This is a genomic window from Microbacterium schleiferi, assembly GCF_015565955.1.
Taxonomy (GTDB): Bacteria; Actinomycetota; Actinomycetes; order Actinomycetales; family Microbacteriaceae; genus Microbacterium; species Microbacterium schleiferi_A.
Genome location: NZ_CP064760.1, coordinates 117912 through 143492, shown reverse-complemented (window position 1 = coordinate 143492; position 25581 = coordinate 117912). Strand labels below are relative to the sequence as shown.

The following is a 25581-nucleotide window of genomic DNA, read 5'->3' as shown; positions in this document are numbered from 1 at the left end:
GATTGCAGGATGAAACCGGCGATCAGGTGGGGTGCGGGCGCCCGACGCCCCGCTGATCCTGCGTTCGGTCCGCGAGGATCAGCGACGGGTCTCGGCTGAGACCTGATGCCTCAGCTGGTCGGCCAGAGGTCCTCGTCGTCGGAGGCCGGTTCGCCCAGCGGCACGACGAGGATCGAGCGGGCCTGCCGGTGCGCCAACCGGGCCGCGACGGATCCGGTGAAGAACTCTCGGATCGATTCGCCGATGCCGCGCTTGCGCGTTCCGACGACGAGCAGCCGGGCATCGACCTGCTCGGCGAGTTGCTTGAGGGCGAGAGCCGGGTCGCCGACGAGCTGATGGATGCGCCACTCCACGTCGATCCCCTCCAGCTCATGAGCGACGGAGGCGCGCACGAGGTCGAGATCCGCTTCGCCGGGCGCGATGTTCACGTCGATCGGAGCGGAGTGCACGTATCCGTCGGGATCCTCGTACGTCACGAACCGCGTGACGTCGACGTGAGCCACCACCAGCGGCGCCTTCATCATGGCGGCGAACTTCGCGGCTTCCTTCACGACGCGGGGGTGCTGGTCGGGAACAACCCCGACGATCACCGCGCCGTGGACCGCCTCCGCATCCAGGGGTGCCGTTGTGAGCTCCGGCCGTTCATCCGCCATCTGGATTCCCTCCTCGACATGCGGAGCCGAGGGCGCACAGCCGCGGGCCCTCGAGGGCTCCGTGATATTCTGAATGCTACTCTTCCCGGCGAAAGACCGGATTCGTGAATGCACGGGCTGCGGAGTGCGGAGACCCGCGCTTCAGCCCGCGGGTCAGAAATGAGGGGGTCTCGCATGGGGCGTGGCCGTCAAAAGGCGAAACACACCAAGATCGCCCGCGAACTCAAGTCCTACAGCCCGAGCGTCAACTATGCGGCGCTCGAGAAGGAACTGGGTCACCAGTCCGACGATGATCTGTACGTCGACAAGTGGGCCGATGAGTTCGACGACGAGGATGACGAACTCGACGAGACCGCCTAAGCGCGCCTCGTCTGGTTATCGCGCCTCGGCTCAGGACTCCTGACTGCCCTCGACCCAGTCGAGATATTCCGGCGTCACCGTCCCGGTGATGTACCGACCGTCAAAGCAGCTCATGTCGAGATCCTCGACATCCGAGCCCTCGAGGATCGCCGCCTTCAGATCGGCGACCTCCTGGTACACGACGTAGTCCGCTCCCAGTTCCTCCGCGATCTCGGGGATGGAACGCCCATGCGCGACCAGCTCGTGACGGGTCGGCATGTTGATGCCGTAAACGTGCGGGTACCGCACGGGCGGCGCCGCCGAGGCGAAGGTCACGGATATCGCTCCGGCATCCCGCGCCATCTGGATGATCTGCTTCGAGGTCGTCCCCCGCACGATCGAATCGTCGATCAACAGCACGTTCTTGCCCTTGAACTCGCTGGACATCGCGTTGAGTTTCTGTCGCACGCTGCGCTTGCGGGCCGACTGCCCCGGCATGATGAACGTGCGCCCGACATAGCGGTTCTTGTAGAACCCCTCGCGGTATTCGATGCCGAGTTTTCGCGCGACCTGCATGGCTGCCGGGCGTGAGGAGTCGGGGATCGGCATCACGACATCGATCGCCCCTTCCGGGGTGTACTTACCGATCGTGTCGGCGAGGCGGTCGCCCATGCGCAGCCGCGCCTCGTACACCGAGATGCCGTTCATGATCGAGTCCGGACGCGCGAGGTAGACGTACTCGAACGAGCACGGCACGAGCTGGGGGTTCTCCGCGCACTGCTTGGTGTGCAGGTGTCCTTCGAGGTCGATGAACACCGCCTCGCCCGGCATCAGGTCGCGGACGACCTCGAACTCGCCGTTTTCGAGCACGAGCGACTCGGACGACACGATCCACTCGTACGACCCGTCGGCGGCCTTGCGCGTTCCCAGAATCAGGGGGCGGATGCCGAACGGGTCCCGGAATGCCAGCAGACCGTGGCCCGCGATGAGGGCGATGGCCGCGTAGGACCCTTCGACGCGGGCATGCACACGCGAGACGGCTTCGAAGATCTCCTCGGGCTCGAGATCGAGTCCCGAGACCGTCGCTTGGAGTTCACCGGCGAGGACGTTGACGAGGAGTTCGGTGTCAGAACTCGTGTTCAGGTGACGGCGATCCTTGTGGAAGAGCTCGTCAGTGAGTTCGCGGGTGTTCGTGAGGTTGCCGTTGTGCACCAGCACGATGCCGTACGGGGCGTTCACATAGAAGGGCTGAGCCTCTTCCTCGCTCGACGCGGTGCCCTTGGTCGCGTACCGGACGTGTCCGAGCCCGATCGTGCCGAGCAGCGACCGCATGTCCCGCGTGCGGAAGGCTTCGCGCACCTGCCCGCGCGCCTTGGTGATGTGGAAGACTCCGCTCGGTTCCGCCGTGGCGATGCCTGTCGAGTCCTGCCCTCGGTGCTGCAGCAGCAACAGCGCGTCGTAGATCTCCTGGTTAGCCGGGCCCCGCCCGACCATGCCGACGATTCCGCACATGGGGTGTTACTGCGCTCCTTCGGCGAACGATCCGACCAGGCGCACGGCGCCGCCGTCAACGCCCTTCGCACCTTCCACGTAGTTGCCGGTCGGTCGCGCCCCGTCCGAAACGACGCCGATCTGCCAGGTGGCGATTCCCTCCGCCGTCAGGGCGGATGCCGCATCCGCTGCCCGATCTGCCGCGACAACGGCGACGAAGCCGATGCCGAGGTTCCACGTTGCCTCGGTGTCTGAGAGCGGGATGCCTCCGCGGTCGGCGAGCACCTGGAAGACGGCCGGCGGCGCCCACGTCGCGCGGTCGATGTCGACCCAGGTGCCGACGGGCAGCACGCGCGCGAGGTTGGCCGCGATCCCTCCACCGGTTACGTGGCTGAGGGAGTGGATCCCGCCGCCGGATTGCGTGATCAGTCGCAGCAACGGCGCCGTGTACAGACGCGTCGGCTCGAGCAGGACCTCGCCCCAGGAGGTGCCGCCGAACTCCGCTGCCGCGTCGGTGTACAACAGGCCGGATGTCGAGATGATGTGGCGCACGAGCGAGTAGCCGTTGGCGTGGAGTCCGCTCGAGGCGAGCGCCAGAACGACATCGCCGTTCTCGACGCGGTCGGCACCGAGAACGGCGTCGGCTTCGACCACGCCGGTGGCAGCTCCGGCGACGTCGTAGTCATCCACCCCGAGCAGGCCCGGGTGTTCGGCGGTCTCGCCACCGACCAGGGCGGTTCCGGTCTCTTCGCAGCCGCGCGCGATACCCGCCACGATGTCGGCGATGCGCTCGGGAACGACCTTGCCGCACGCGATGTAGTCGGTCATGAACAGCGGCCGCGCTCCGACGACGACGATGTCATCGACGACCATGCCGACAAGGTCCTGGCCGATCGTGTCGTGCTTGTCGATGGCCTGGGCGATCGCGACCTTCGTGCCGACGCCGTCCGTGCTCGTCGCCAGCAGCGGCCGCCGGTAGGCACGCAGCGTGGACGCGTCGAACAGGCCGGCGAAACCGCCGACGCCGCCGAGCACTTCGGGACCCTGGGTGCGACGGACCGCGGCCTTCATGAGGTCGACCGCGAGGTCACCGGCTGCCGTGTCGACACCGGCCGCGGTGTACGGATTGCTGGGGGGTGGTGGGACTCCACCCGAACAGCCTACCGGCGTCAGTCGGCCGAGATGATGCGCTCGTGCTCGACCTGGAGCGTGCGGGCGCGGCGCGCGTAGACCCGGTCCAGGATGAGGGCGATCGCCCCGCCGAGAGCGACGCCGACTGATACGAAGATCAGCAGCAGAAAACCGAAGACCTGCATCTGCGAGTAGACGAGGCCCGTGTTCGGGCTCTCCTGCGTCGTCCCATCGAAAAGGAAGGTGAGGATCATCGCGACCAGCAGACCGACGGCGCCGCCCAGCAGCAGGAAGACGGAGTACTTCGGGCTGCGCCGCACCGTCACCTGCTCGAGGTGGTCATCGCTCGTCGGGGACATGGTGTCCATTCTCGCACCCTCTCGCCCGGGTCAGACCTCCTCGCCGATCACGGATGCAGGGCTCATGGCCGCAGCGGGAGGAGGTGCGAGAAGTCGGCGCGGACACCGGATGCATGCAGCGACCCGCCGGCTTCGGCATCCGACCACCCGGTCACGCCCGTCGCGAGGTCGATGAAGGTCGGAGCATCCATCTCGACGACGTTCGGGGGCGTCCCACGCGTGTGACGCGGGCCCTCGATGATCTGGGTCGCACCGAACGGCGGAACGCGGACCTCGACCGTCGCGCCGGGAGCCTTCTCGGCGAGCAGCTGCAGCAGGTACCGCACGGCGGTGGCAGTCTCAGGCCGACCGGCCGTGCCTTCCGCGACAGCCCCGAGAGCGGCGCGTCCGGCTTCGGTCGTGATTTTGGGAGGCACGGTTCCACGGTACGCCGGTCGGTAGGCTGACCGGGTGCGAATCCTCGTCCTCGGCTCCGGTGCCCGTGAACACGCGATCATCACGTCGCTGCGCAGCGAAGGGGAGGCTCACGAGATCTTCGCGGCCCCCGGAAACGCCGGCATCGCCCAGGACGTCACGGTCGTTGAGCTCGACCCGAACGACCCCGTCACCGTCGCGTCGTTCGCCCAGACAGAGTCGATCGGACTCGTCGTGATCGGACCCGAGGCTCCCCTGGTCGCCGGTGTCGCCGATGCTCTCCGCGAGCGCGGCATCCCGACGTTCGGCCCGGGCAGGGCCGCCGCGCAGCTCGAGGGATCGAAGGCGTTCGCCAAGCGGATCATGCAAGCCGCCGGCGTTCCGACCGGCCGCGCAACCCACGCCGCGACGATCGACGAGGTCGCCGCGGCCCTCGATGAGTTCGGTGCGCCGCACGTCGTGAAGGCCGACGGGCTCGCCGCAGGCAAGGGCGTCATCGTCACCAGCGACCGCGACGCCGCGCTGTCACACGCTGCCGAGTACCTCGGCACCGGTGGTGTGCTCGTCGAGGAGTTCCTCTCGGGCCCCGAGGTCTCGCTCTTCTTTCTCAGCGACGGCGACACCGTCCGCGCGCTCAGTCCCGCGCAGGACTTCAAACGGCTCCGCGACGGCGGCGAGGGCCCGAACACCGGCGGCATGGGCGCGTACTCGCCGCTGCCGTGGCTCGATGAGGGCTGGGGCGGCGAGGCGGCGTTCGTCGAGCAGGTGACCCGTGAGGTCGCCGAGCCCGTCATCCGTCAGCTGGATGCCGAGGGCACGCCGTTCATCGGGCTGCTCTATGCGGGGCTCATCCTGACCGAGCGCGGCGTACGCGTCATCGAGTTCAACGCGCGGTTCGGCGACCCCGAGACGCAGGTCGTGCTGCCGCGCCTGGTCGAGCAGCTGTCGGAGCTGCTGCTCGCGGCGGCATCCGGGCACCTCGAGGATCTGGCTCAGCCGACCTTCCACGACACCGCGGCCGTCACCGTCGTGCTCGCGAGTGAGGGCTACCCGGCGGCCCCCCAGGTCGGCCGGCCGATCACGGGCACGGATGCCGCGGCATCCGTCGACGGTGTGCACCTTGCCCATGCCGCAACGGCCGCCGGACCCGAGGGACTCCTCGCGACCGGCGGCCGAGTGCTGAATGTCGTGGCCGTCGGCGACGACTTCTCGCAGGCGCGATCCCGCGCCTACGACGCGCTCTCGAAGATCACGCTCGCGGGCGGCCAGTTCCGCACCGACATCGCCGCGCGCGTCAGCTAGCCGGCTGCCGCGGCTTGCGGTGGATGAACAGCGACGCCGCGACCGCGATCAGGATGACGGCAGCGGGCAGCATGAGCGTTTGCGCCATCGCCGTCGAGAAGCCCTCGGCCACCGCGGGGGGCAATACCCCGCCACCGAAACTCTCGGCGCTCTCGCCGGCACCGGGCAGGTTCGCTTCCAACCGTGACTGCATGAAGGCGGCGATCGCTGCCGAACCGATCACTGAGCCGACGGTACGCGTGGTGTTGTAGATTCCCGCCCCGGCGCCGGCTTCCCGCGGCGAGAGGCTGTTGGTCGCGGCGGTCGCGAGCGGCCCCCACATTCCCGCGTTGCCGATTCCCATCAGCGCGGAGGGAAGCAGGAACATCCAGATCGGGGTGTCCACGCTCAACAGGGCGGCGTACCACCACAGCGACACCGAGACCAGAAGGATGCCGGGAACCAGCAGGAATCGGGCGTCAGTGCGGTCCAGCCAGCGGCCGGCCAGCGGAGCGAGCACACCCGACAGCACCGCCATCGGGATCAACAGCAGGGCGGAGTCGGTCGGCGTGAGGCCGCGAGCGAGCTGCAGGAAGAACATCAGAGGAAGCGCCATCGTGGTCACCGCGAAGCCGACTGCCGCGATCGCGAGGTTCGCGAGCGAGAAGTTGCGGTCACGGAAGAGGGGCAGCGGCACGAGCGGTTCGCTGCGGGTGCGCGACTGCGTCCAGATGAAGACGCCGAGCAGGATGACGCCGACGATGATGAGTCCCCACACCGAGATCGGGCCCCAGATCACGCCCCAGTCGTAGGCCTCGCCCTCTTGCAGTCCGAAGACGATGCAGAACAGCGCCGCGGCGCTCAGGACGACACCCACGATGTCGAACCGGTGACGATGCGTCTCGAGCCGAGGCACGAGGATCGCCGCGAGCACGAACGCGATGACACCGACGGGCACGTTGATGAAGAAGATCCACTCCCAGCCCAGACCGTCGACGAGAAGCCCGCCCGCGAGCGGCCCGACGAGGGTCGCGACACCTGCTGTCGCACCCCAGAGGCCCATCGCAGCGCCACGGCGGTGCGGGGGAAAGGTGCGCGTGATGACCGCCATGGTCTGCGGGGTCATCAGCGCGGCGCCGAGCCCCTGCACCGCTCGCCACGCGATGAGCGCGCCGAGGGTCGGCGAGAGGCCGCAGGCCAGGGACGCGCCGGTGAAGATGACCAGCCCGATGAGGTAGATGGTCTTGGGTCCGAACCGGTCCCCCAGGCGGCCGGTGATCAGGAGCGGCACGGCGTAGGCCAGCAGGTAGGAGGAGGTGACCCACACGACGTTGTCGAGGTTGGTGGTGTTGGGGTCCAGGGCCGCCTTGATGGCGGGGTTGGCGACCGCGACGATCGTCGTGTCGACCAGGATCATGAAGAAGCCGATGACCAGCGCGAACAGCGCGGGCCACGGGCTCCGGGTCGGTGCGGCGGATGCCGGTGGCGCCGCGGGGCTGGTGGTTTCGGTCATGAGCGGGCAGCTTCTCTCTGTGCGCGGTAAACAGTTTCGTGGGGCTTCGGATCTCCACCCCAGGCGTAGCCCGGGCCGGAGAGGCGATCGATGATCTGGTGGAGCCAGCGGGTTTCCGCAGCAAGCAGCGCTTCCTGCCGTTCAACCTCGATCAGGTACTGCTCGGGCACCTCGTCGGCACGGGCAGCGGCCAGGCCGGTGTGATGCTCCGCGTAGTCGGCGTCGAGCTGGGCGACGCGCTCGCGGAGGAGGGCGATCACCTCGTCCCGTTCGAGGTTGTGCGCCTCGGCCAGGGCGACGCGGAACTCGATCGGGTGATCGACGCGCGGCAACTCGGCACGGAGCCACTCACGCACCGCCTCGGCGCCCGCGGGAAGCAGGGTGTACGTGGTGCGCTCGGGCCGGTTGCCGTCGCGGTCACTGCCCACCTCGTCGATGAGGCCCGCCCGCTGGAGGCGCGCGATCGTGTGATAGAACGTGCCGTTGGTCACGCTGACCATGCGGTCGTCGCGGCGGTGACGAAGCAGTCGCATCATCTCGTAGGGATGCATGTCGTCCTCGCGCAGCAGCGCCAACGCCATGATCGCGATGGGTGTGAGAGAAGGTTGCGCGGTGCTCACCGGGTTCGTCCGTTCTGTTTAGTCCATATCGGCTAGTCCACATGGACTATACGTTGAAAGCGTGGCCCTGAGCAACCCCCGGAACGTGGATCGATCAGCCCGGCGGTAGACACGCGGCGCTTTGACCCGCGAAGATCGGCTCAGCTCCGCCGTCCGCCGCGGATGCCACGGCTCACTGGGGAGGTCACCGATGGTCCGCATCCGTCAGCGCCCGCGCGTGCGCGAGGCTCACGCCGATGACATCGACGGCGTCGTGCGCCTGTGGCAGTCGGTGGCAGGGTCCGGCGGCGCTGTCTACTCCCTCGCCGAAGTCATCGCCTCGTGCCGCGAAGACGTGGCCATCGTCGCGGTCGTGGGCGAGGAGGTCGTCGGCGCTGCCGTCGGCCGGGCCGCGCACGCCCAGGGCTGGCTCGTCTTCTTCGCTCTGGACGACGAGGTGGACCCGGGAGTCGCGGGCGAGCTGCTCGACGCGCTCGAGCGGCGGATGGCACCTCTGGGTCTGGGAACCCTGTCGGCCCTCGTCTCCGAGGAAGGCGGCGGGGCATCCCACCTGGAGCACAACGGCTTCCATGAGCAGCGTCACCTGCGCTATTTCGAGCGACGCCTCCCCGTACAGCGGCGGGAGCTGGATCTGCTCAAAGAGGTCGGCGGGCGCGTCCTCCCCCGGGACCTGTGGAACGCGGTGGCGGGGATGCGACAGGAGAAGAATCTGCTCGAAGAGCGACTCGTCGCCCCGCTCGCGCAACCCGAGCTCGCCGCCCGATTCGGTGTTGTCGCGCCGCGAGCTGTCATGCTCTTTGGCCCGCCCGGAACCGGAAAGACCACGTTCGCTCGCGCGGTTGCCTCCCGCCTCGACTGGCCCTTTGTCGAACTGTTCCCCTCGCGACTGGGTGATGCCCCCGGCGGGATGGCCAGCGCCCTGCGCACCTCGTTCGAGAAGATCGGCGAGCTCGAGCACGCCGTCGTGTTCATCGATGAGGTCGAAGAGATCGCGTCCCGGCGCGGCGGCACGCCGCCGTCGCCGACGCAGGGCGTGACGAACGAGCTGCTCAAGCTCATCGCCGAGTTCCGTGACCGCCCGGGCCGGCTGCTGGTGTGCGCCACCAACTTCGTGCGTGCGCTCGATGCTGCCTTCCTCCGGCACGGGCGCTTCGACTACGTGCTGCCGATCGGCCTGCCGGATGCCGAGGCTCGGGAAGCGATCTGGACGCGGTACATCCCGACCGACTCGCTCGGTGATCTCGACCTGCCGCGACTCGTCGAGGCAAGCGAAGGTCTGACCCCGGCAGATATCGAGTACGCGGCGCGGCGCGCATCGCAAGAAGCGCTGGGGCGGGCGATGCGCGACGGGGAGTCGGCAGCGGGGCTGGAAACCGATGACTACCTCTCGGCTCTCGAGTCCACCCGCGCGACAGTCTCACCGGAGGCGGCGGCGGAGTTCAGCGAAGACATCGCGTCGCTCGCGCGCCTGTAACCGGGCGGGGGCGCGGGCCGCCGACCTGCGAGAATGCTCGGGTGACAGATCACGGCGCTCCCGTCTCGCTGCCCGGATGGCATCGCGTCTACTCGGGCAAAGTCCGTGACCTCTACCTTCCCGACGACGAGGCCGACGCCCGGATGCTGGTGGTCGCGAGTGACCGGGTCAGCGCCTTCGACCACGTGCTCGAGCCCGGCATCCCCGGCAAGGGAGCGCTGCTGACCGCGCTCAGCCTGTGGTGGTTCGAACAACTCGGCGGCGCTGACGGCGGGGAACCGGTGCCGAATCACCTCGCGGGCGACCAGAGCGAGATCCCGGATGCCGTCCAGGGCCGCGCCATGCTCGTGCACCGGCTCGAGATGCTGCCGGTCGAGTGCGTCGTGCGGGGATATCTCACCGGTTCGGGGTGGGCCGAGTACACCGCGAGCGGGACGGTCTGCGGCATCGCGCTGCCGGCGGGGCTCAGCAACGGGGACCGACTTCCCGAGCCGCTGTTCACCCCGGCATACAAGGCACCGCTGGGCGAACACGACGAGAACATCACGTTCGACCAGACCGTTGAGCTCGTCGGCGCCGACCGGGCGGCACAGCTGCGCGACCTCTCGCTCTCGACCTACCGGCGCGCGGCCGAGACCGCTGCGGCGCGCGGGCTGATCCTCGCCGACACGAAGTTCGAGTTCGGCATCCGCAACGGCGAGCTCGTCCTTGCCGACGAGGTTCTCACCAGCGACTCATCCCGGTACTGGGATGTCGAGGCGTGGCGCACCGGCACGACCCCGTCCGAGCGCATGGCGAGCTTTGACAAGCAGATCGTGCGCGACTGGCTCGTGGCAGCCTGGGACAAGACCGGAACGCCGCCCGAGCTGCCGGCGGAGATCGTCGAGCGGACTGCCGCGAAGTACCGCGAACTCATCGACCGGCTCACCCTCGCCTGACCGGCGCCGCGACGTCAGGACGCGCTCCCGGCGTTGGCGCTGCGAGCTAGGACTCGCTCCCGGCGTTGGCGCCGCGAGCTAAGAACTCTCTCGAACGATCAGTTCCGTCTCGAGGATCGTCGCGTGCGGCGGGGTTCCGCCCGCGAGCAGGTCGAGCAGCACGGTCACCATCTGTTCGCCCTGCTCGAAGGACGGCTGCCGAATGGTCGTCAACGGCGGGCTCACCGTCTCGGCGACGGGTGAATCATCGAAGCCGATGATCGCGACATCCGTCGGCACCTTCAGGCCCGCCCCCGCAAGCACAGAGATCGCCCCCTGAGCCATCAGGTCGCTCGCGATGAAGAGGGCACGCGGCGGGGGTCCGGCATCCAGGATGCGGCGCATCGCGGTGGCCCCGCCGTCTGTCGTGAACCCGCCATCGGCGAGCGCACCCTCGGGGAGTCCCGCCTCGGCGAGTGCCTGTCGGAAGCCGGTGAGGCGGTCAACGCCACCGGGCATCGTCAGGGGTCCGGTGATCGTGCCGATGTCGGCATATCTCTGCTCGATCAGATAGCGGGTCGCGTCGTAGCCGGCGCGGACGTTGTCGACGTCGACGTAGTAGTCGGTTCCACGCTCGCGCACCGGCCGCCCACCATAGACGACGGGAACGGCGGCGGCGATCCGGTCGATGAACGTATCGCTCGTGTGGTGCGAGGCGATGAGCGCCCCATCGACACTGCCGCTGCGCAGGTAGCTCGTCGTCTTATCGCCCGGGTCGTCGCTGGCAATGAAGAGGTTGAGCACGTAGTCCGACGAACGCAGCCCGGCGTTGATCCCCGAGACGATCGACGCGAAGAACGGGTCGCCGAAGAAGCGCGTCGTGTCTTCGGGGACGACCAGCGCCAGGGCGCGGGTCTGCCGACTGGCCAGCGAGCGGGCAGCACGATTGGGCACGTAGTTCAGTTCCGCGATCGCGCGGTTGACGGCATCCAGGGCCGCGGGACTCACGGCCGTGGAGCCGTTGACGACCCGCGACACGGTCGAGCGCGAGACACCGGCCGCGGCCGCGACCTCCTCGATCGTCGCGGCACCGCGGAACGGGATCTCCCGGACGAACCCATCGCCCGCGACGGCGTCGCTCATCGTTCCACCGTCCACGTGGGTACCTTCCTTGCGCGGAGCCTCGCCTAGGGCGATTCGGGCAGCGTCCGCGCTGCGATGATCTCGCGGTACCGGGCACCGCTGTCTTTGACGACCCGCTCCTGCGTGTCGTACTCGACTCGTACGATACCGAACCGCTTCTCGTATCCCCACGCCCACTCGTAGTTGTCCATGAGTGACCAGTAGAAATACCCGCGCACATCCACGCCGGATTCCGCCGCGTCGAGGATCGCCGCGAGGTGGTCCTCGAGGAAGGCTGCGCGCGCGGCGTCGTGCACGCGCGGGATGCCGTTTTCGTCCACCCGGACGTCGTCGAAGGCAGCGCCGTTCTCGGTCACGTACAGCGTGACACCGGCCGCCTGGGCGTACTCGTCCCAGACCCGGCGGAGCAGAGTCGTCAAACCCGAGGGCTGGATCTCCCAGTTCATGGCGGTGCGAGGCAGGCCCCGGTCGTGCCAGAAGATGCCGTCGTGCGAGGGGAACGGGGATGCCGTCGCCCGGTCGGTCGGCGCTTCGCCGCCTCCGGGGCTGACCAGGGGTGGCGTGCCACCGACCAGTTCACCGTGGTAATAGTTCACCCCGAGGCTGTCGATGGGAGCCGAGATCACGGCGAGGTCGGCGTCCGAAACTGCGCCCTCCCATTCGGCCACCGCGGCAGCGTCGACGGCACGGATGTCGTCCACGATGTCTGCGGGGTACGCGCCACGGAAGATCGGATCGAGGAACCACCGGTTGAACTGACCATCGATCCGACGGGCAGCGTCCAGGTCAGCCGGAGCGTCAGTCACCGGGTCGGCAACCGTGAGGTTCAGGGTGATCCCGAGGTTCAGCGACTCGTCGCGAGCACGCAGCTCGCGCACGACCTGGCCGTGGCCGAGAAGCAGGTGGTGCGAGGCGAGCATGCCCTCCGCGATGCTGAACCGTCCGGGTGCATGGATCCCGGCGGTGTAGCTGAGGAACGACGAGCACCACGGTTCGTTGAGCGTCGTCCAGACCTTGACCCGGTCGCCGAGGGCATCGTGCACATCGAGGGCGTACTCGGTGAACAGGTCGGCAGTGTCGCGCACCGCCCACCCGCCGCGCTCCTGCAGCGCCTGCGGCAGGTCCCAGTGGTACAGCGTGAGCCACGGCAGGATGTCGGCATCCAGCAGCTCGTCGACCAGGCGCTTGTAGAAGTCGATGCCCTTCGGGTTGAGCGGGCCGCCGTCGGGGCGGATCCGCGACCACGAGGTCGAGAAGCGGTAGGTCTGCAGCCCGAGGTCGCGCATGAGCGCGACATCCTCGCGATACCGGTGGTAGTGGTCGCAGGCGACGTCGCCGTTGTCGGCGTTGATCACCGCTCCGGGAACGCGGCTGAAGGCATCCCAGATCGAATCGCGCCGTCCGTCTTCGTGGGCCGCACCCTCGATCTGGTAGGCCGCAGTCGCCGCGCCGAACAGGAAGTTCGTCGGGAACGGCCGCGCCGGCACGGATGCCGTAGCCACGGTTTCGGTCGAGAAGTCGGTGGTCATTTCAGCCTTTCACTGCTCCTGCCATGATGCCGCTCACGAGCTGCTTGCCGGCAAAGATGAACAGGATCAGCAGCGGGATCGTGGCGAGGATCACCCCGGCGAGCACGATCGAATAGTCGACGAAGTAGTTGGACTGCAGGAGCGACAGCGACACGGGAAGCGTCGGGTTCTGTCGGTCCAGCACGATGAACGGCCAGAAGAAGTTGTTCCACGCCGTCACGAAGGTGAACAGTCCCAGCATTGCGGCGGCGGGACGAGCCGCCGGCATCCCGATGGTCCAGAACGTGCGGAACGAGCTTGCGCCGTCGACACGGGCCGCCTCGATCAGTTCGTCGGGCACCGCCTGCTGCAGGTACTGCGTCATCCAGAACACACCGAACGCCGTGACGAGGGCCGGAACGATGATCGCGCCGATCTGTCCGGTCCAGCCGAGGTCAGCGAACAGGATGTACAGCGGCACGACACCGAGCTGGGTCGGAACAGCCATCGTGGCGATCACGAAGATCAGCAGCCACCGGCTTCCCGCGAAGCGCAGCTTCGCGAAGGCCCATCCGGCCAGCGTCGAGAAGAACACGACGGATGCCGCGATGACCACCGAGCTCCAGATGCTGTTCCACAGGGCCAGCCAGAAGTTCACTGCCGGGTTGGAGACGACGGCTGCGGCGTTCGCGAAGAAGTTGCCGCCGGGGATCCACGACATGTTGGGGTCGCGGATCGTGCTCGAGTCACCGGACCCGATGAGGAACGACCAGTAGTAGGGGAAGAAGCAGCCGAGGAGGAACACGCCCAGCACCGCGTAGGTGACCCATCCGGGGCGTTGCCCCCGGATGCCGCGACGGCGGCGCGGTTTCCGTTCCTCGGGCGGGAACTCGTCGTGGGGAGCGACAGGAATCGGCTCGACGGCGGTCATCGCACGTCCTCCTTGGGTGTCGAGGCTGCGACGGAGTCTGCAGCCAGCCGTTCGCGGGCCGCGCGGCTCTGCTCCCTGCGCTGTCGGCGCGTGAGTTGGCCGCGGCTGCCTTCGGTGCGCACGACGCCCTGCGTGACGACCAGGTTGATCACACCGATCACGAGGATGATGAGGAACAGGATCCAGGCCAGCGCCGCAGCGCGACCGAAGTTCCACTCTCCCCACCCGATGTTGTAGAGCCAGAGGGTGATCGTGAGCCACTGCGAGTTCGGCCCACCGGTGCCGTACTGGTCGTACATGCGCGGCTCATCGAAGATCTGCAGGCCACCGATCGTCGAGGTGATGATGACGAAGATCAGGGTGGGCCGCAGGCTCGGGACCGTGATGGAGAAGAACTGACGGATGCGTCCGGCACCGTCCACGGTCGCGGCTTCGTAGTAGTCGCGCGGGATCGCCTGCATGGCAGCAAGCAAGATGAGGGTGTTGTACCCGGTCCAGCGGAAGTTGACCATCGTGGCGATCGCGATGTGGCTGGCGAAGGCATCCGAGTGCCACGGAACCGCGGGGATCCCGATCGAGGCGAGGAAGTTGTTCACGAGGCCGTACTGGTCGGCGAACATGTTGCTGAAGATCAGGGCTACCGCAACCGGTGCCATGACGTAGGGGACCAGGACGCCCATGCGCCAGAAGGTCTTGGCGCGGATGTTCTGGTCGAGCATCGCGGCGATGAAGATCGCGATGATCAGCTGCGGCACGCTCGAGAGCAAGAAGATGCTGAAGGTGTTGCGCAGGGCGATCCAGAACTTCGGGTTCGACAGAACCCAGGTGTACTGCTCGAAGCCGATGAACTCGCCGGAGTTGCGGACCAGGTCCCAGTCCATGAACGAGATCACGGCGGTGTAGGCGATCGGGAAGAGCCCGACCACGAAGAAGAGGAGGAAGAACGGCGAGATGTAGAGGTAGGGCGAGAGCTTCAGGTCCCACCGGCTGAGCCGGTGCCCGAAGCCGATTCGCCGGGGCGAGCGGCCGGGGGTCTGCGCCGGGGCATCGGATGCCGGGCGGGCGAGTGTGCTGGTCACGAGAGCTTCCTGAGATCGAGGGGGATGCTGCGGGCCCGGCGGAAACCGCCGAGCCCGCAGCCGGGTTATCAGCCGATCAGGTCGACTTCAGACACCCACTGGTCCCACGACTGCTGCGGGTTCTGCGTGCCGTCTTCGACACGGGTCAGCGCCTGCTGCATGGCGTCGTTGATCTGGAAGTAGTACTGGCCCTTGAACGGCACGACGTCCACCGCGTTCGCACGATCCGTGAAGATCGCACCGACGGGAGCGTTGTTGAAGTACTCGTTCGTGGAGTCCAGCAGCACCGGGTCAGCAAGAGCCTCGACCTGGCTCGGGAAGGTTCCCGCGCTCTCGAAAGCCTGGATCTGCTGGTCGGGAGCGGTCAGCCAGTCAGCAAGCTGCTGAGCTGCCGCGACGTTGGCGCCGTTGGCAGGAACGGTCAGGTACGAACCGCCCCAGTTGCCACCGCCACCGGGGAAGACGTTTGCGACGTTCCACGTGGTGACGTCAGGCGCGTTGCCCGAGATGACACCGAGCATCCAGCCGGGGCAGAGCATCGTGGCGTAGTCACCGTTGGCAAGGCCGGCGAACCAGTCGTCGCCCCACTGCTGGAGGTGAGCGGACTGCGTGGCGCTCGCGTCGAGCACGGCGTTGTAGATGTCCTCGACCTCGGGGTTCGTGGTCGCGATGATCTCACCGGTCGCGGGGTCTTCGTAAGCCGCTTCGACCTGGTTGATCATGCCCTGGTAGGTGGCGCCGGCCGAGTCGAACCAGGCCTTGCCGGTGGAGTCGACGTACTGCTGACCGACCGAGAAGTAGGTGTCCCAGTCACCGGTGAGCAGTTCTGCGACGGCGTCGGGGTCGGTGGGCATACCGGCGGCTTCGAGCAGGTCGGTTCGGTAGCACACGGCCTCGGGCCCGATGTCGGTGCCGTACCCAATGAGGTTGCCATCGGGGTCGGTCGCCATCTCGACCTTCCAGTCGAGCCAGCGGCTCGTGAGGTCGGCGGGAACCGGCGCGAGCAGGTCGGAGTACTCCATGACCTCGGGCAGCCAGTCGACCTCGATTGCTTCGATGTCGGCGAGGCCGGTGTTGCCGAGCTTCTGGAAGTAGTTCGCGCGCGCATCGTTCGAGGTTGCGGCGATGTTGTGGACGATCGTGACGTTCGGGTTCTCATCCATGTACTCCTGCAGGAGTGCATCGGTGTAGCCGAAGTCGTTGAAGGTGGAGACGGTGAGGGTGATCGGCTCGTCGGGGTTGACGGTTTCCGATCCCCCGCCGTCGCCCGAGCAGCCGGCGAGGACGAGCGCGGAAGCGCCGAAGGCGGCGGCCACGATCGCGCTGCGACGGAAGGCACGTGATGACACAGTCACTCCTTTGTGTGATGGATGCCCGATAGACACCCGTTGGCTTGTGCCTGGGTACCGAGGGAGGGCGGAACCCTGGCAGTTGTGGGAACGCTCCCACGACTGCGGATTACGGTACGGGAGCGCTCCCACGGCGTCAAGGGAGCGCTCCCACGAATTCGGATAACGTTTTGATCACGCACCGTCCGCGGCGGCTTCGAACGCCTCGGTAGACTGGTCCAGCCCCTCCCTCGACATCCGGAGCTCCCCATGCCGACCATCGTCGTCGACGTCATGCCCAAGGCCGAGCTGCTCGACCCGCAGGGAAAGGCTGTTGCCGGTGCCCTGAACCGCCTCGGAATCGACGGCTTCGCCGGCGTCCGCATCGGCAAGCGTTTCGAGTTGACGGTCGAGGGCGAGGTCGATGACGCACTCCTCGAGACGGCGCAGCGCATCGCCGACGAGATCCTCTCCAACTCCGTGATCGAGGATGTCGTGGGCATCGAGGTCATCGAGTGACCGTCCGCATCGGGGTCATCACCTTCCCCGGTTCGCTCGACGATCGCGACGCACAGCGCGCCATCCGTGTCGCCGGTGCCGAACCGGTGGCGCTGTGGCACGGCGACCACGACCTGGGCGGCGTCGACGCCCTCGTCCTTCCCGGCGGGTTCAGCTACGGGGATTACCTGCGCGCCGGAGCGATCGCTGCCCACGCGCCGATCATGCGTGAGGTCGCGGATGCTGCCGCGAAGGGGATGCCGATTCTGGGCATCTGCAACGGCTTCCAGATGCTCGTCGAAGCACACCTCCTGCCCGGTGGCCTGATCCGAAACGCCCACCAGCAGTTCATCCGGCGCGATCAGCGTCTGCGCGTCGAGAACGCCGACACGGCGTGGACGAGCGGCTTCGAGGCCGGGCAAGAGATCGTCATCCCGCTGAAGAACGCGGATGGCGGCTACATCTGCTCGACCGAGACGCTGGAGCGGATCGAGGGCGAGGGACTCGTCGCGTTCCGCTACCTGGGCCTCAACCCGAACGGCTCGCTCGATGACATCGCCGGGCTCACGAACGAGCGCGGCAACGTTGTCGGTTTGATGCCGCATCCCGAGCACGCCGTCGAGGCCGGCTTCGGCCCCGACACCCGGCAGGCGATGCGCTCAGGGACCGATGGCCTGGCCTTCTTCACCTCGGCGATCTCCGCCGTCGTCAGCGCCGCCGCCTGACCTGCCGTTTCGCCCTGTCGCTGCGCTACTAACGCGCTGTGAAGCGGGCGGCGGTCAGTATCGGCATTCGCTGGGTAGCGTGAAGGGGTGGACTCCGACGCGCGCACTCTGGTGATCTCCGTTCCCGACGACATGCTCGAGGAAGACCTCACGGGGCTTCCGGGCGTCGAGGTCGTGCGGTGGGACATGGGCGATACGGCGCCGCGCACGGCGTTCGACATCGTGGTTCAGCCGTACCTCCGCAGTCCCCGCGTGCTGGCGCGGCTCGAGGGCATCGAGGTGCGTCTGGTGCAGAGCCAGTCGATCGGCTATGAAGCTGCCGCCCGCTTTCTGCCGCCCGGGATCGTGTACGCGAACGCCGCATCCGTGCACGAGGGGTCGACCGCGGAGCTCGCGGTCGCGCTGACCCTGGCATCCCAGCGGGATATTCCGCGCTTCGTCGCGGCGCAGAGCGAAGGCCGCTGGGCCGGGCCTCGGGAGGGTGACGCGCCCATCCCGAGCCTCGCGGACCGGCGCGTCCTGATCATCGGGTTCGGCGGCGTGGGCAAGGCCATCGCGACGCGGCTCCGCGGGTTTGAGGCCCACGTTGAGGCGGTGGCGACACACGCCAGAACCGAGGACGACACCATCGTCCACGCGTTGGAAGACCTGCCGGCACTCCTCCCGAACACCGACATCGTCATCCTCGCGCTGCCCGGTGGCGACGAGACGGCAAAGCTCGTCGACGACGCGTTCCTGTCCGCGCTTCCGGATGCCGCGCTGCTGGTCAACGTTGGTCGTGGCAGCCTCGTGGACACCGACGCGCTGCTGCGCCACCTGCACGCTGGCCGCATTCGCGCGGCGCTGGACGTGGTCGACCCCGAACCGGTGCCGGCCGATCACCCGCTGTGGGCGGCTCCGGGCCTGTTGCTCACCCCGCACGTGGGAGGCGCGTCGACTGCCATGCGGCCGCGCATCGCCGCGCTCGTCCGCACACAGGCTGAACGGATGCGCCGCGGCGAGGACCCGATCAACGTCGTTCTCCGCACCTGAGTCGCCCGTCCCATTCGACCACCGACCGGTCCGGCGGCCCGAACGCAGGAGCAAACACCAGTCCGACCCGCGAAACCAGGCCACCACCGCAATCCATCCTGCAATCGGCACGAACACCGGCCGCTACCGGTCACGGCTTCCTCCCGGCATTGCCCGGCCTGCCGCGGCCCGAACGCAGGAGCAAACACCAATCCGGCGCCCGCAGGCGGGCCGCCACCCGAATCCATCCTGCGATCGGCACGATGCCGCCACTGCGCGATCGCGGACTCTTCTTGCCCCGTCCCCGGCCCATCCCGGACCGAACGCAGGAGCAAACGCCAATCCGGCGCCCGAAACCAGGCCGCCACCCCAATCCATCCTGCGATCGGGACGGATGCCGCCGCTATCGGGTGTCGAGATCCGCGCCGTCCCAGAGGTCGGCGCACTCGACCGCAACGGCCGCGTGCGTCGACAGGTAGCGGTTCGCGCCCGAATCCCCGTGAACGGATGCCGACACCGGCGCCCAGTGCTCGCGCCCGATGGCGACCGGATGACCGGGCCGGCCGTCGTAGGTTGCCCGCGCGAGAGAGCCAGGCCCGACCGCGGCCTGCAGAACCCGCGCCACGACCGACGCGGGCATCCCGGGAACGTCGACCGGGGCGATCACCGCGAGGTCGGCATCGGTCGCGGCTACCGCCGCAAGCCCGGCGCGAACGGATGCTGACAGCCCGGTGTCCCAGTCTGTGGCGACCACGGGCCGGGCGCCGTCGACGGTGGCAACCAGGCGTTGCGCCCGAACTGCTTCGGCGCCGATGACGACCAGCACCTCGTCGCACCCGCCGTCCCGGAGCGCGGCGACCACCGACACGAGCCACGGCGTCCCGACCGCATCGCGGGCGAACACCTTCGGCTGTCCGTAGCGGGTTCCCGCACCAGCGGCCAGCACGATTCCGCACGCCGTCATGCCGGCGAGCGTACCGGGGGTCTTGCCGCAGCGAGAAACAGCCGCGAAACAGCGCGTGGGTAGGCTCGCTCGCAGAGCACGTCCTATCAACCATGGCTCTGGCGCCAGGGCGGGGACTGCGACGACCCGATCGTCTCAGAACCCAGGAGGTCCTATGTCCGTCGTCGACAAGTCAGCAGCAGGGCTCGACGCCCGCCAGTATCACATCGCGATTGCGCCCGGCGAGGTCTCCAGCGTCGCGTTGCTTCCCGGGGATCCGTTCCGGGTGCCGCTGGTTGCCGAGTTCCTCACCGACGTGAAGGAAGTCGCGCACAACCGCGAGCACCGCACCATGACTGGCTGGTACAAGGGCCGCCACATCACGGCGACCTCGACCGGTATGGGATGCCCCTCCACCGCGATCGCGGTCGAAGAGCTCGCCCGCGTCGGCGTGACCTCGTTCATCCGCGTCGGCAGCTCGGCGGGCCTGCAGCCGGGCATTGCGCCGGGCGACCTGCTCGTGAGTGAAGGCAGCTTCCGCAACGACGGGACGACGGATGCCTATCTTCCGAAGGGTTTCCCCGCGGTCCCCGACCTGGAGCTCACCACCGCGCTGGCCCGTCACGCGGAGCGCATTGCGGGCGCCGCGGGAACCAACTCCTTCCGCGGGATCAGCGTGAGCGATGACGCGTTCTACGCCGAGACCCCGGAGTGGATCGCACAGCTGAACACAATGGGGATCCTGAACGTCGAGATGGAGGCATCCGCGCTCTACATCGTCGCGCGCCTCCGCGGCCTGCGCGCGGGCATGGTGTGCGCGTGCTCGAGCAACCTCGTCGATGGCGCATCGCTCTATTCGGGCACGAAGGCAGACCTGCAGGCGGGCTGGATGCGGTCGATCGAGGCTGCGCTCGAGACCGCCGTCGAGCTCGAACTCTGACACCGACCCGAAAGCCAAACGACACCCCGGATGCAGACGTGAGGCCGCCGTCGAGTTCGAACTCGGCGGCGGCCTCACCTCAGCCAGCCTTACGGGCGCAGGAGGACCTTGCCGACGCGGCCGGGCTCGAAGTTGGCGCGCGAGGCGTCGGCGATCTGCTCCAGCGAGAAGATCTGCGACACCGGCAGGTCGAGGTTTCCCTGCGCGACGCGCTGGACGATCTCGCCGATGAGCTCGACGCGGTGCGCGGGGTCCATCGCGGCGCTGACCTTGCTGCCCCAGAATCCGCGGATGGTCAGCTGACGGAAGATGACGTCGCCCGAGGCGATCTCCATCGTCGGCGACGCCATCGCGCCGAACACGACGAGCAGACCGTTCTCGCCCAGGAGCGAGGTGACCTCACCACTGGCGGCACCGCCGACCGAGTCAACACCGGCGCGGATGGATGCGCCGCCGGTGATCTCGGCGGCGCGCTCACGCCAGTTCTCGTCATCCGTCGCGACGACATCGTGGATGCCGACAGCAGCCAACTCCTCCACGCCTGCGGCGCGACGCACGAGGCCCAGCACGCGGACGCCCCGGCCCGCGGCCAGCTGCGCGACGATGCGGCCGACCGCGCCATTGGCGGCGTTCTGCACGATCCAGTCGCCCTCGTTCACGTCGAGGTACTCGAGGAGGCTGATGGCGCTGACCGGCATGGAGACCAGCTGCGCGGCTGCCTCGTCGGTGACGGCATCCGGCACGGGAACCACGGCGCGTGCGGGCACGACAACGTATTCGGCCCAGACCCCGAAGGTGCTGGCGCTGACCACGCGCTGACCGACGGTCAGTCCGTCGACGCCCTCACCGAGCGCGTCGACGGTGCCGAGCGCTTCGGTACCGGCGCGGGCGGGCATCTCGGGCTTGAAGCCGTAGTTTCCGCTGACGGTCCACAGGTCGTGGTTGTGGATGGGGCTGAGCACGACCTTCAGGCGCACCTGTCCGGGTCCCGGTTCGGGGAGGTCGACCTCCTCGACTGCCAAGACCTCTGCCGGGTCGCCGAACTGGTGCTGCACGAGTGCGCGCATGATTCTCCTTTGTACGGATGTCGGGTGCGGCGCTCTTCGAGGATCACCCGGGACGAGCGCACCCGAACCACAACGTCGAGAGTGTCGCGTTTTAGTCCCGCGTCAGCCGATCACCAGGGCGATCACCAGGCTGATGACGGCCAGCAGCGGGAAGAGCCCCTGCGTGGTCGCGGCGCGACGCTTGTCGGGCGACGTGACGAACAGGACGAGGGCGGCGGCCAGCATCGACCCGGTTCCCACGAGCATGAGGGTCACGCCGACTGCCACCGATCCGGCGGCGGCGACCACGATGCCGAGGATCGCGGCGATCGCCAGGAACAGGTTGTAGAAGCCCTGGTTGAACGCGAAGGCGCGGGTGATCTCGACCTCGGCGTCATTACGCACCCCGAAGGTCGCCCGACTGCGAGCGCTGCCCCACGCGAGGGATTCGAGCCAGAAGATGTAGACGTGCAGCAGCCCCGCCAGCGCGGCGAAGACCATTCCGGTGATGAGCATCCGGGTTCCTCTCGACTCGCTTAGCCTGGCACGAGCCGCGGCGAAACACTCGCGAAATCCTCGCCTGATTCACTCGGAGTGTTCGCTGAGTCAACATCGGCTGCTGGAGGGAGGGCGCGATGGACGTCACGTCTGTCACCTCCTACCGCTTCGCCCACACCCGAGCAGACCTCGCGCTCGCGCCGGGGGAGAGGATCCTCGCGGGCGGGACGTGGCTCATGAGCGAACCGCAGCCCGAGGTGACCGGTTTCGTCGACATCACCCGGATGGGCTGGCCGGATGTCGAGATCACGGATGCCGGGCTTCGCATCGCCGCGACCTGCACGATCGCGCGCTTCGTCGCGTGGTCTCGAGGAGAGCTCGATGCACCGGTTCCTGACGGCTGGAGCGCGGCGGCGGCGATCCCGGATGCGGCGCACGCCCTGCTCATGTCGTTCAAGGTATGGAACACCGCGACGGTCGGCGGCAACGTCTGTCAGTCGTTTACCGCGGCAGCGATGGTGTCCCTGCTGGCTGCGCTCGACGGAGAAGCAGTGATCTGGACACCGGACGGCGGTGAGCGCCGGCAGCCGGTCGCAGAGTTCGTGACGGGGCAGGCGCGCAACACGCTGCAGCCCGGCGAGGTGCTGCGCGCACTCGAGGTGCCCACCGAGGCGATGCGGGCCCGGGTCAGTCTGCACAAGATGGCGCTGGCCGAGCTCGGCCGCTCTGGCATCGTCGTGAGCGGGCGCCGCGAACGCGACGGTTCGACCGTGGTCGCCGTGACGGCATCCACCCTCGTCCCCCATGTCTTCCGGTACGACGATCTTCCCGACCCCGCGCAGCTGCGCACGGATGTCACGAGCCCGACCGACTTCTTCACCGACGCGCTCGGAGAGGCGGATTGGCGACGCGCGGTCACCGCCGTGCTCGCCGAACGCCTGGTCGCCGACCTCGCGAAGGAGGCCGACGCATGAGACTCACCGTCGACGGCACCGAGCTCGAGGGCGACCCGGCTCCGGGTCAGTGCCTGCGCACATTCCTTCGCGAGCATGGGCACACCGAGGTCAAGAAGGGCTGCGACGCCGGCGACTGTGGTGCGTGCGCCGTGATCGTGGATGGCGAGCCCGTCCACTCCTGCATCGTGCCGGCCCAGCGCCTCGATGGGGCGACCGTCACGACTGCGGGCGGCCTCGCGCCCGGCGATGACCTGCATCCGGTTCAGGAGCAGCTCGTCGAACACTTCGGGTTCCAGTGCGGCTTCTGCACGCCCGGTATGGCCGTGACGGCATCCACCCTCACCGCCGACGATCTGCCCGAGCTCGACCGCCGCATGAAGGGGAGCCTGTGCCGCTGCACCGGCTACCGCCCGATCCGCGAGGCGATCACGGAAGCCGTCCTCGGACCGGTGCGCGAGACCGGGAGCGCCGCTGCATCCACCGCCGGTGGCATCGGCACGTCGGTGATCCCCGAGGCCGCGCGCCGAATCGTGCAGGGCCGCGAGCCGTACACGCTCGACGAACCCGTCACCGGCACTCTCGTGCTGCGCGTCGTCGGCTCGCCTCACGCCCACGCCCGCATCGTGTCGATCGACACGGATGCCGCCCTCGCCATCCCTGGTGTGGTCGCGGTCCTTACCCACGAGGATGCTCCCGCCACCCGGTTCTCGACCGCGCGCCACGAGCACCGCACCGACGATCCCGACGACACCCGCGTGCTCGATGACACCGTGCGTTTCATCGGTCAGCGGGTCGCGGCGGTCGTCGCCGAGACCACCGCCGCAGCCGACGCTGCTGCCCGGCTCGTGCACGTCGAGTACGACATCCTGCCCGCCGTCTTCGATCCCGAACAAGCCCGCACCCCGGGCGCTCCCCTGCTGCATCCCGACCGCACGCCCGAAGACCGCGTGACGGATGCGTCGCGCAACGTCGTCGCGGCAGCGCACGAGCGCCATGGCGGTGACGTCGATGCGGCGCTGGCGGCGAGCGCCGTGACCGTCAACGGCACGTGGCAGACCTCCCGCGTCACGCACGCGCAGCTTGAGACGCACGGCGCGGTCGGCTGGCTCGACGAGGACGGCAGGCTCGTCATCCGGTCGAGCACGCAGGTGCCGTTCCTCACCCGCGACGAACTCGCGCACGTGTTCGATCTGCCGCGCGAGAAGGTCCGCGTGTTCGCCGCGCGCGTGGGCGGCGGATTCGGTGGCAAGCAAGAGATCTTCACCGAAGACCTCGTCGCCCTCGCCGTGCTGCGCACTGGACGCCCCGTGACCTACGAATTCAGCCGCACCGAGCAGTTCACGCGGGCATCTCTCCGGCATCCGATGCGGGTGTCGGTGGCGCTCGGAGCGGATGCCGACGGCACCCTGACCGCGATGAAGCTCGACGTGCTCAGCGACACGGGCGCCTACGGCAACCACGCGATCGGCGTGATGTTCCACGGGGTCGCCGAATCGACCACGGTCTACCGAGCGCCGGTGCGTCGGGTCGATGCCGAGGCCGTCTACACGAACAATGTGCCCTCGGGCGCGTTCCGCGGGTACGGGCTCGGGCAGGTGATGCTCGGCGTCGAGTCGGCGATGGACATGCTCGCCGAGAAGCTCGACCTCGACCCGTTCGAGCTGCGGCGGCGCAATGTCGTGCGCGCCGACGATCCGCTGCATCCGGATGGCGACCCCGCCGACGACGACCTCATCGTCGGCAGCTACGGCCTCGACCAGTGCCTCGACCTCGCGCAGAACGCGCTGCGCCGCGGCAACGGGGTGGCAGCTCCCGCGGGCTGGGCGGTCGGCGAGGGCATGGCCATCGCGATGATCGCGACCATCGCGCCGCGCGGCCACTTCTCCCGCTCGCGGGTCGCGCTCCGCCCCGACGGCACCTACCTCGTGCGCACCGGCACCGCCGAGTTCGGCAACGGCACCACCACCGTGCTGCGCCAGATCGCGGCATCCGTGCTCGAGGCGCCGCTCGAGCGCTTGCAGTTGTGGACTGCCGACACGGATGCCGTCGCCCACGACACCGGCGCGTTCGCCTCGACCGGCATCACCGTGGCGGGCAAGGCACTCGCGGCCGCGTGCCAGGCGCTGCGGACACGGATGCTGGCACTCGCCGCCGCGCAGACGGGCACCGACGCAGATGCGGGGCTGCTGACGGATGCCGGGGTCGCAACGCCCGCGGGAATCGTTCCGTTCGCCGACCTGGTCGCCGCAGCCGATGCGTCGGAACGCGACGAGAACGGCCTGTTCGCCACGGGCGGCGAGGATGGCGCGCTGCGATCCGTGGCGTTCAACGTGCACGCGGTGCGCGTTGCCGTCGAGCCCGAGACCGGCGTCGTGAGGATTCTGCAGTCGGTGCAGTCGGCGGATGCCGGAACGGTCATGAACCCCGCCCAGCTGCGGGGACAGATCGAGGGTGGCGCGGCGCAGGCTGTGGGCAGCGCACTGTACGAAGAGGTGCTCGTCGAAGACGGCGCCGTGCAGAACGCGGTGTTCCGCACCTACCGGGTGCCGCAGTTCGCCGACGTACCCGAGACCGAGCTGTACCTCGCCGACACCTCCGACACGGTCGGACCGTTCGGGGCGAAGTCGATGAGCGAATCACCCTACAACCCCGTCGCGCCCGCGATCGGCAACGCTATCGCCCGAGCGCTCGGCCGCAGACCCTTCCACCAGCCGTTCACCCGCCAGCGCGTGTGGCGCTTGGCGCAGCATCCCGACCTGTCCCCGACCCCGCCCACGGAGTAA

At 68.4% G+C, this 25581-nt stretch carries 25 protein-coding genes; 10 read left to right on the top strand and 15 right to left on the bottom strand.

Going from position 1 to position 25581, the window contains the following annotated elements:
• Positions 1 to 110 precede the first annotated feature (110 nt).
• Positions 111 to 653, bottom strand: coding sequence for a universal stress protein (locus IT882_RS00705; protein ID WP_195692751.1), 543 nt, complete (start codon positions 651 to 653; stop codon positions 111 to 113).
• A 174-nt stretch (positions 654 to 827) separates the two neighbouring features.
• Between IT882_RS00705 and IT882_RS00700 the strand changes: the two genes are divergently transcribed.
• Positions 828 to 1013 (top strand): DUF3073 domain-containing protein, encoded by a 186-nt coding sequence (locus tag IT882_RS00700; RefSeq protein WP_195692750.1) that lies wholly within the window; start codon positions 828 to 830, stop codon positions 1011 to 1013.
• A gap of 30 nt (positions 1014 to 1043) precedes the next feature.
• Here IT882_RS00700 and purF read toward each other — a convergent pair whose 3' ends face one another.
• Genes purF through IT882_RS00680 form a run of 4 tightly spaced genes read right to left on the bottom strand, consistent with a single transcriptional unit; the run spans position 1044 to position 4389 of the window.
• Positions 1044 to 2504 carry an amidophosphoribosyltransferase gene (gene purF / locus IT882_RS00695; RefSeq protein WP_195692749.1) on the bottom strand — a complete coding sequence of 487 codons (1461 nt, stop codon included), beginning with the start codon at positions 2502 to 2504 and terminating at the stop codon, positions 1044 to 1046.
• Positions 2505 to 2510: 6 nt separating this feature from the next.
• Positions 2511 to 3656, bottom strand: a complete 1146-nt coding sequence (gene purM / locus IT882_RS00690) for a phosphoribosylformylglycinamidine cyclo-ligase (protein ID WP_195693961.1) — start codon at positions 3654 to 3656, stop codon at positions 2511 to 2513.
• Positions 3653 to 3982, bottom strand: a complete 330-nt coding sequence (locus IT882_RS00685; RefSeq protein ID WP_324253905.1) for a potassium transporter Trk — start codon at positions 3980 to 3982, stop codon at positions 3653 to 3655. Before IT882_RS00685 ends, purM begins: the two co-directional genes overlap by 4 nt.
• A 53-nt stretch (positions 3983 to 4035) precedes the next feature.
• Positions 4036 to 4389 (bottom strand): sterol carrier family protein, encoded by a 354-nt coding sequence (locus IT882_RS00680; RefSeq protein ID WP_229382205.1) that lies wholly within the window; start codon positions 4387 to 4389, stop codon positions 4036 to 4038.
• A 34-nt stretch (positions 4390 to 4423) separates the two neighbouring features.
• Between IT882_RS00680 and purD the strand changes: the two genes are divergently transcribed.
• Positions 4424 to 5689, top strand: coding sequence for a phosphoribosylamine--glycine ligase (gene purD / locus IT882_RS00675; protein WP_195692747.1), 1266 nt, complete (start codon positions 4424 to 4426; stop codon positions 5687 to 5689).
• Here the strand turns inward: purD and IT882_RS00670 are convergent.
• Together IT882_RS00670 and IT882_RS00665 are read right to left on the bottom strand one after the other, a co-directional pair.
• Positions 5682 to 7181 (bottom strand): DHA2 family efflux MFS transporter permease subunit, encoded by a 1500-nt coding sequence (locus tag IT882_RS00670; protein ID WP_195692746.1) that lies wholly within the window; start codon positions 7179 to 7181, stop codon positions 5682 to 5684. The genes purD and IT882_RS00670 overlap by 8 nt on opposite strands.
• Positions 7178 to 7801, bottom strand: coding sequence for a PadR family transcriptional regulator (locus IT882_RS00665; RefSeq protein ID WP_229382204.1), 624 nt, complete (start codon positions 7799 to 7801; stop codon positions 7178 to 7180). The genes IT882_RS00670 and IT882_RS00665 overlap by 4 nt, the downstream gene beginning before the upstream one ends.
• A gap of 190 nt (positions 7802 to 7991) precedes the next feature.
• Here IT882_RS00665 and IT882_RS00660 point away from each other — a divergent pair, with 190 nt between their 5' ends.
• A complete protein-coding gene (locus tag IT882_RS00660) occupies positions 7992 to 9275 on the top strand; it encodes an ATP-binding protein (protein WP_195692745.1) in 1284 nt (427 codons plus the stop codon).
• Positions 9276 to 9316: 41 nt separating this feature from the next.
• A complete protein-coding gene (locus IT882_RS00655; protein WP_195692744.1) occupies positions 9317 to 10213 on the top strand; it encodes a phosphoribosylaminoimidazolesuccinocarboxamide synthase in 897 nt (298 codons plus the stop codon).
• A 78-nt stretch (positions 10214 to 10291) separates the two neighbouring features.
• Here the strand turns inward: IT882_RS00655 and IT882_RS00650 are convergent, their stop codons facing one another.
• From IT882_RS00650 to IT882_RS00630, 5 genes are all read right to left on the bottom strand, one after another.
• On the bottom strand, positions 10292 to 11335 hold the full coding sequence (locus IT882_RS00650; protein ID WP_195692743.1) for a LacI family DNA-binding transcriptional regulator: 1044 nt from the start codon (positions 11333 to 11335) through the stop codon (positions 10292 to 10294).
• Positions 11336 to 11379: 44 nt separating this feature from the next.
• Positions 11380 to 12864 carry a GH1 family beta-glucosidase gene (locus IT882_RS00645; RefSeq protein ID WP_195692742.1) on the bottom strand — a complete coding sequence of 495 codons (1485 nt, stop codon included), beginning with the start codon at positions 12862 to 12864 and terminating at the stop codon, positions 11380 to 11382.
• Position 12865: 1 nt separating this feature from the next.
• Entirely contained in the window at positions 12866 to 13774 is a 909-nt protein-coding gene (locus IT882_RS00640; RefSeq protein ID WP_195692741.1) for a carbohydrate ABC transporter permease, read from the bottom strand.
• Positions 13771 to 14853, bottom strand: a complete 1083-nt coding sequence (locus IT882_RS00635) for a carbohydrate ABC transporter permease (protein WP_195692740.1) — start codon at positions 14851 to 14853, stop codon at positions 13771 to 13773. The genes IT882_RS00640 and IT882_RS00635 overlap by 4 nt, the downstream gene beginning before the upstream one ends.
• Positions 14854 to 14921: 68 nt before the next feature.
• On the bottom strand, positions 14922 to 16202 hold the full coding sequence (locus IT882_RS00630; RefSeq protein WP_195692739.1) for an extracellular solute-binding protein: 1281 nt from the start codon (positions 16200 to 16202) through the stop codon (positions 14922 to 14924).
• A 249-nt stretch (positions 16203 to 16451) separates the two neighbouring features.
• Here IT882_RS00630 and purS point away from each other — a divergent pair, with 249 nt between their 5' ends.
• From purS to IT882_RS00615, 3 genes are all read left to right on the top strand, one after another.
• Positions 16452 to 16700 carry a phosphoribosylformylglycinamidine synthase subunit PurS gene (gene purS / locus IT882_RS00625; RefSeq protein WP_195692738.1) on the top strand — a complete coding sequence of 83 codons (249 nt, stop codon included), beginning with the start codon at positions 16452 to 16454 and terminating at the stop codon, positions 16698 to 16700.
• Positions 16697 to 17404 (top strand): phosphoribosylformylglycinamidine synthase subunit PurQ, encoded by a 708-nt coding sequence (gene purQ / locus IT882_RS00620; protein WP_195692737.1) that lies wholly within the window; start codon positions 16697 to 16699, stop codon positions 17402 to 17404. The genes purS and purQ overlap by 4 nt, the downstream gene beginning before the upstream one ends.
• 87 nt (positions 17405 to 17491) lie before the next feature.
• A complete protein-coding gene (locus tag IT882_RS00615; RefSeq protein ID WP_324253904.1) occupies positions 17492 to 18436 on the top strand; it encodes a 2-hydroxyacid dehydrogenase in 945 nt (314 codons plus the stop codon).
• Positions 18437 to 18818: 382 nt separating this feature from the next.
• Here IT882_RS00615 and IT882_RS00610 read toward each other — a convergent pair whose 3' ends face one another.
• Positions 18819 to 19379 (bottom strand): nucleotidyltransferase family protein, encoded by a 561-nt coding sequence (locus IT882_RS00610; RefSeq protein WP_195692736.1) that lies wholly within the window; start codon positions 19377 to 19379, stop codon positions 18819 to 18821.
• Between the two features lie 154 nt (positions 19380 to 19533).
• Between IT882_RS00610 and IT882_RS00605 the strand changes: the two genes are divergently transcribed.
• Entirely contained in the window at positions 19534 to 20298 is a 765-nt protein-coding gene (locus tag IT882_RS00605; RefSeq protein ID WP_195692735.1) for a nucleoside phosphorylase, read from the top strand.
• Between the two features lie 89 nt (positions 20299 to 20387).
• On the opposite strand, the gene IT882_RS00600 is transcribed toward IT882_RS00605, so the two are convergent.
• Positions 20388 to 21365 carry a zinc-binding dehydrogenase gene (locus IT882_RS00600; RefSeq protein WP_195692734.1) on the bottom strand — a complete coding sequence of 326 codons (978 nt, stop codon included), beginning with the start codon at positions 21363 to 21365 and terminating at the stop codon, positions 20388 to 20390.
• A gap of 102 nt (positions 21366 to 21467) precedes the next feature.
• Positions 21468 to 21860: a DUF1304 domain-containing protein gene (locus IT882_RS00595; protein WP_195692733.1), complete on the bottom strand. Its 393-nt coding sequence runs from the start codon at positions 21858 to 21860 to the stop codon at positions 21468 to 21470.
• A 119-nt stretch (positions 21861 to 21979) separates the two neighbouring features.
• Here IT882_RS00595 and IT882_RS00590 point away from each other — a divergent pair, with 119 nt between their 5' ends.
• Positions 21980 to 22816, top strand: coding sequence for an FAD binding domain-containing protein (locus IT882_RS00590; protein ID WP_195692732.1), 837 nt, complete (start codon positions 21980 to 21982; stop codon positions 22814 to 22816).
• Entirely contained in the window at positions 22813 to 25581 is a 2769-nt protein-coding gene (locus IT882_RS00585) for a molybdopterin-dependent oxidoreductase (protein ID WP_195692731.1), read from the top strand. The genes IT882_RS00590 and IT882_RS00585 overlap by 4 nt, the downstream gene beginning before the upstream one ends.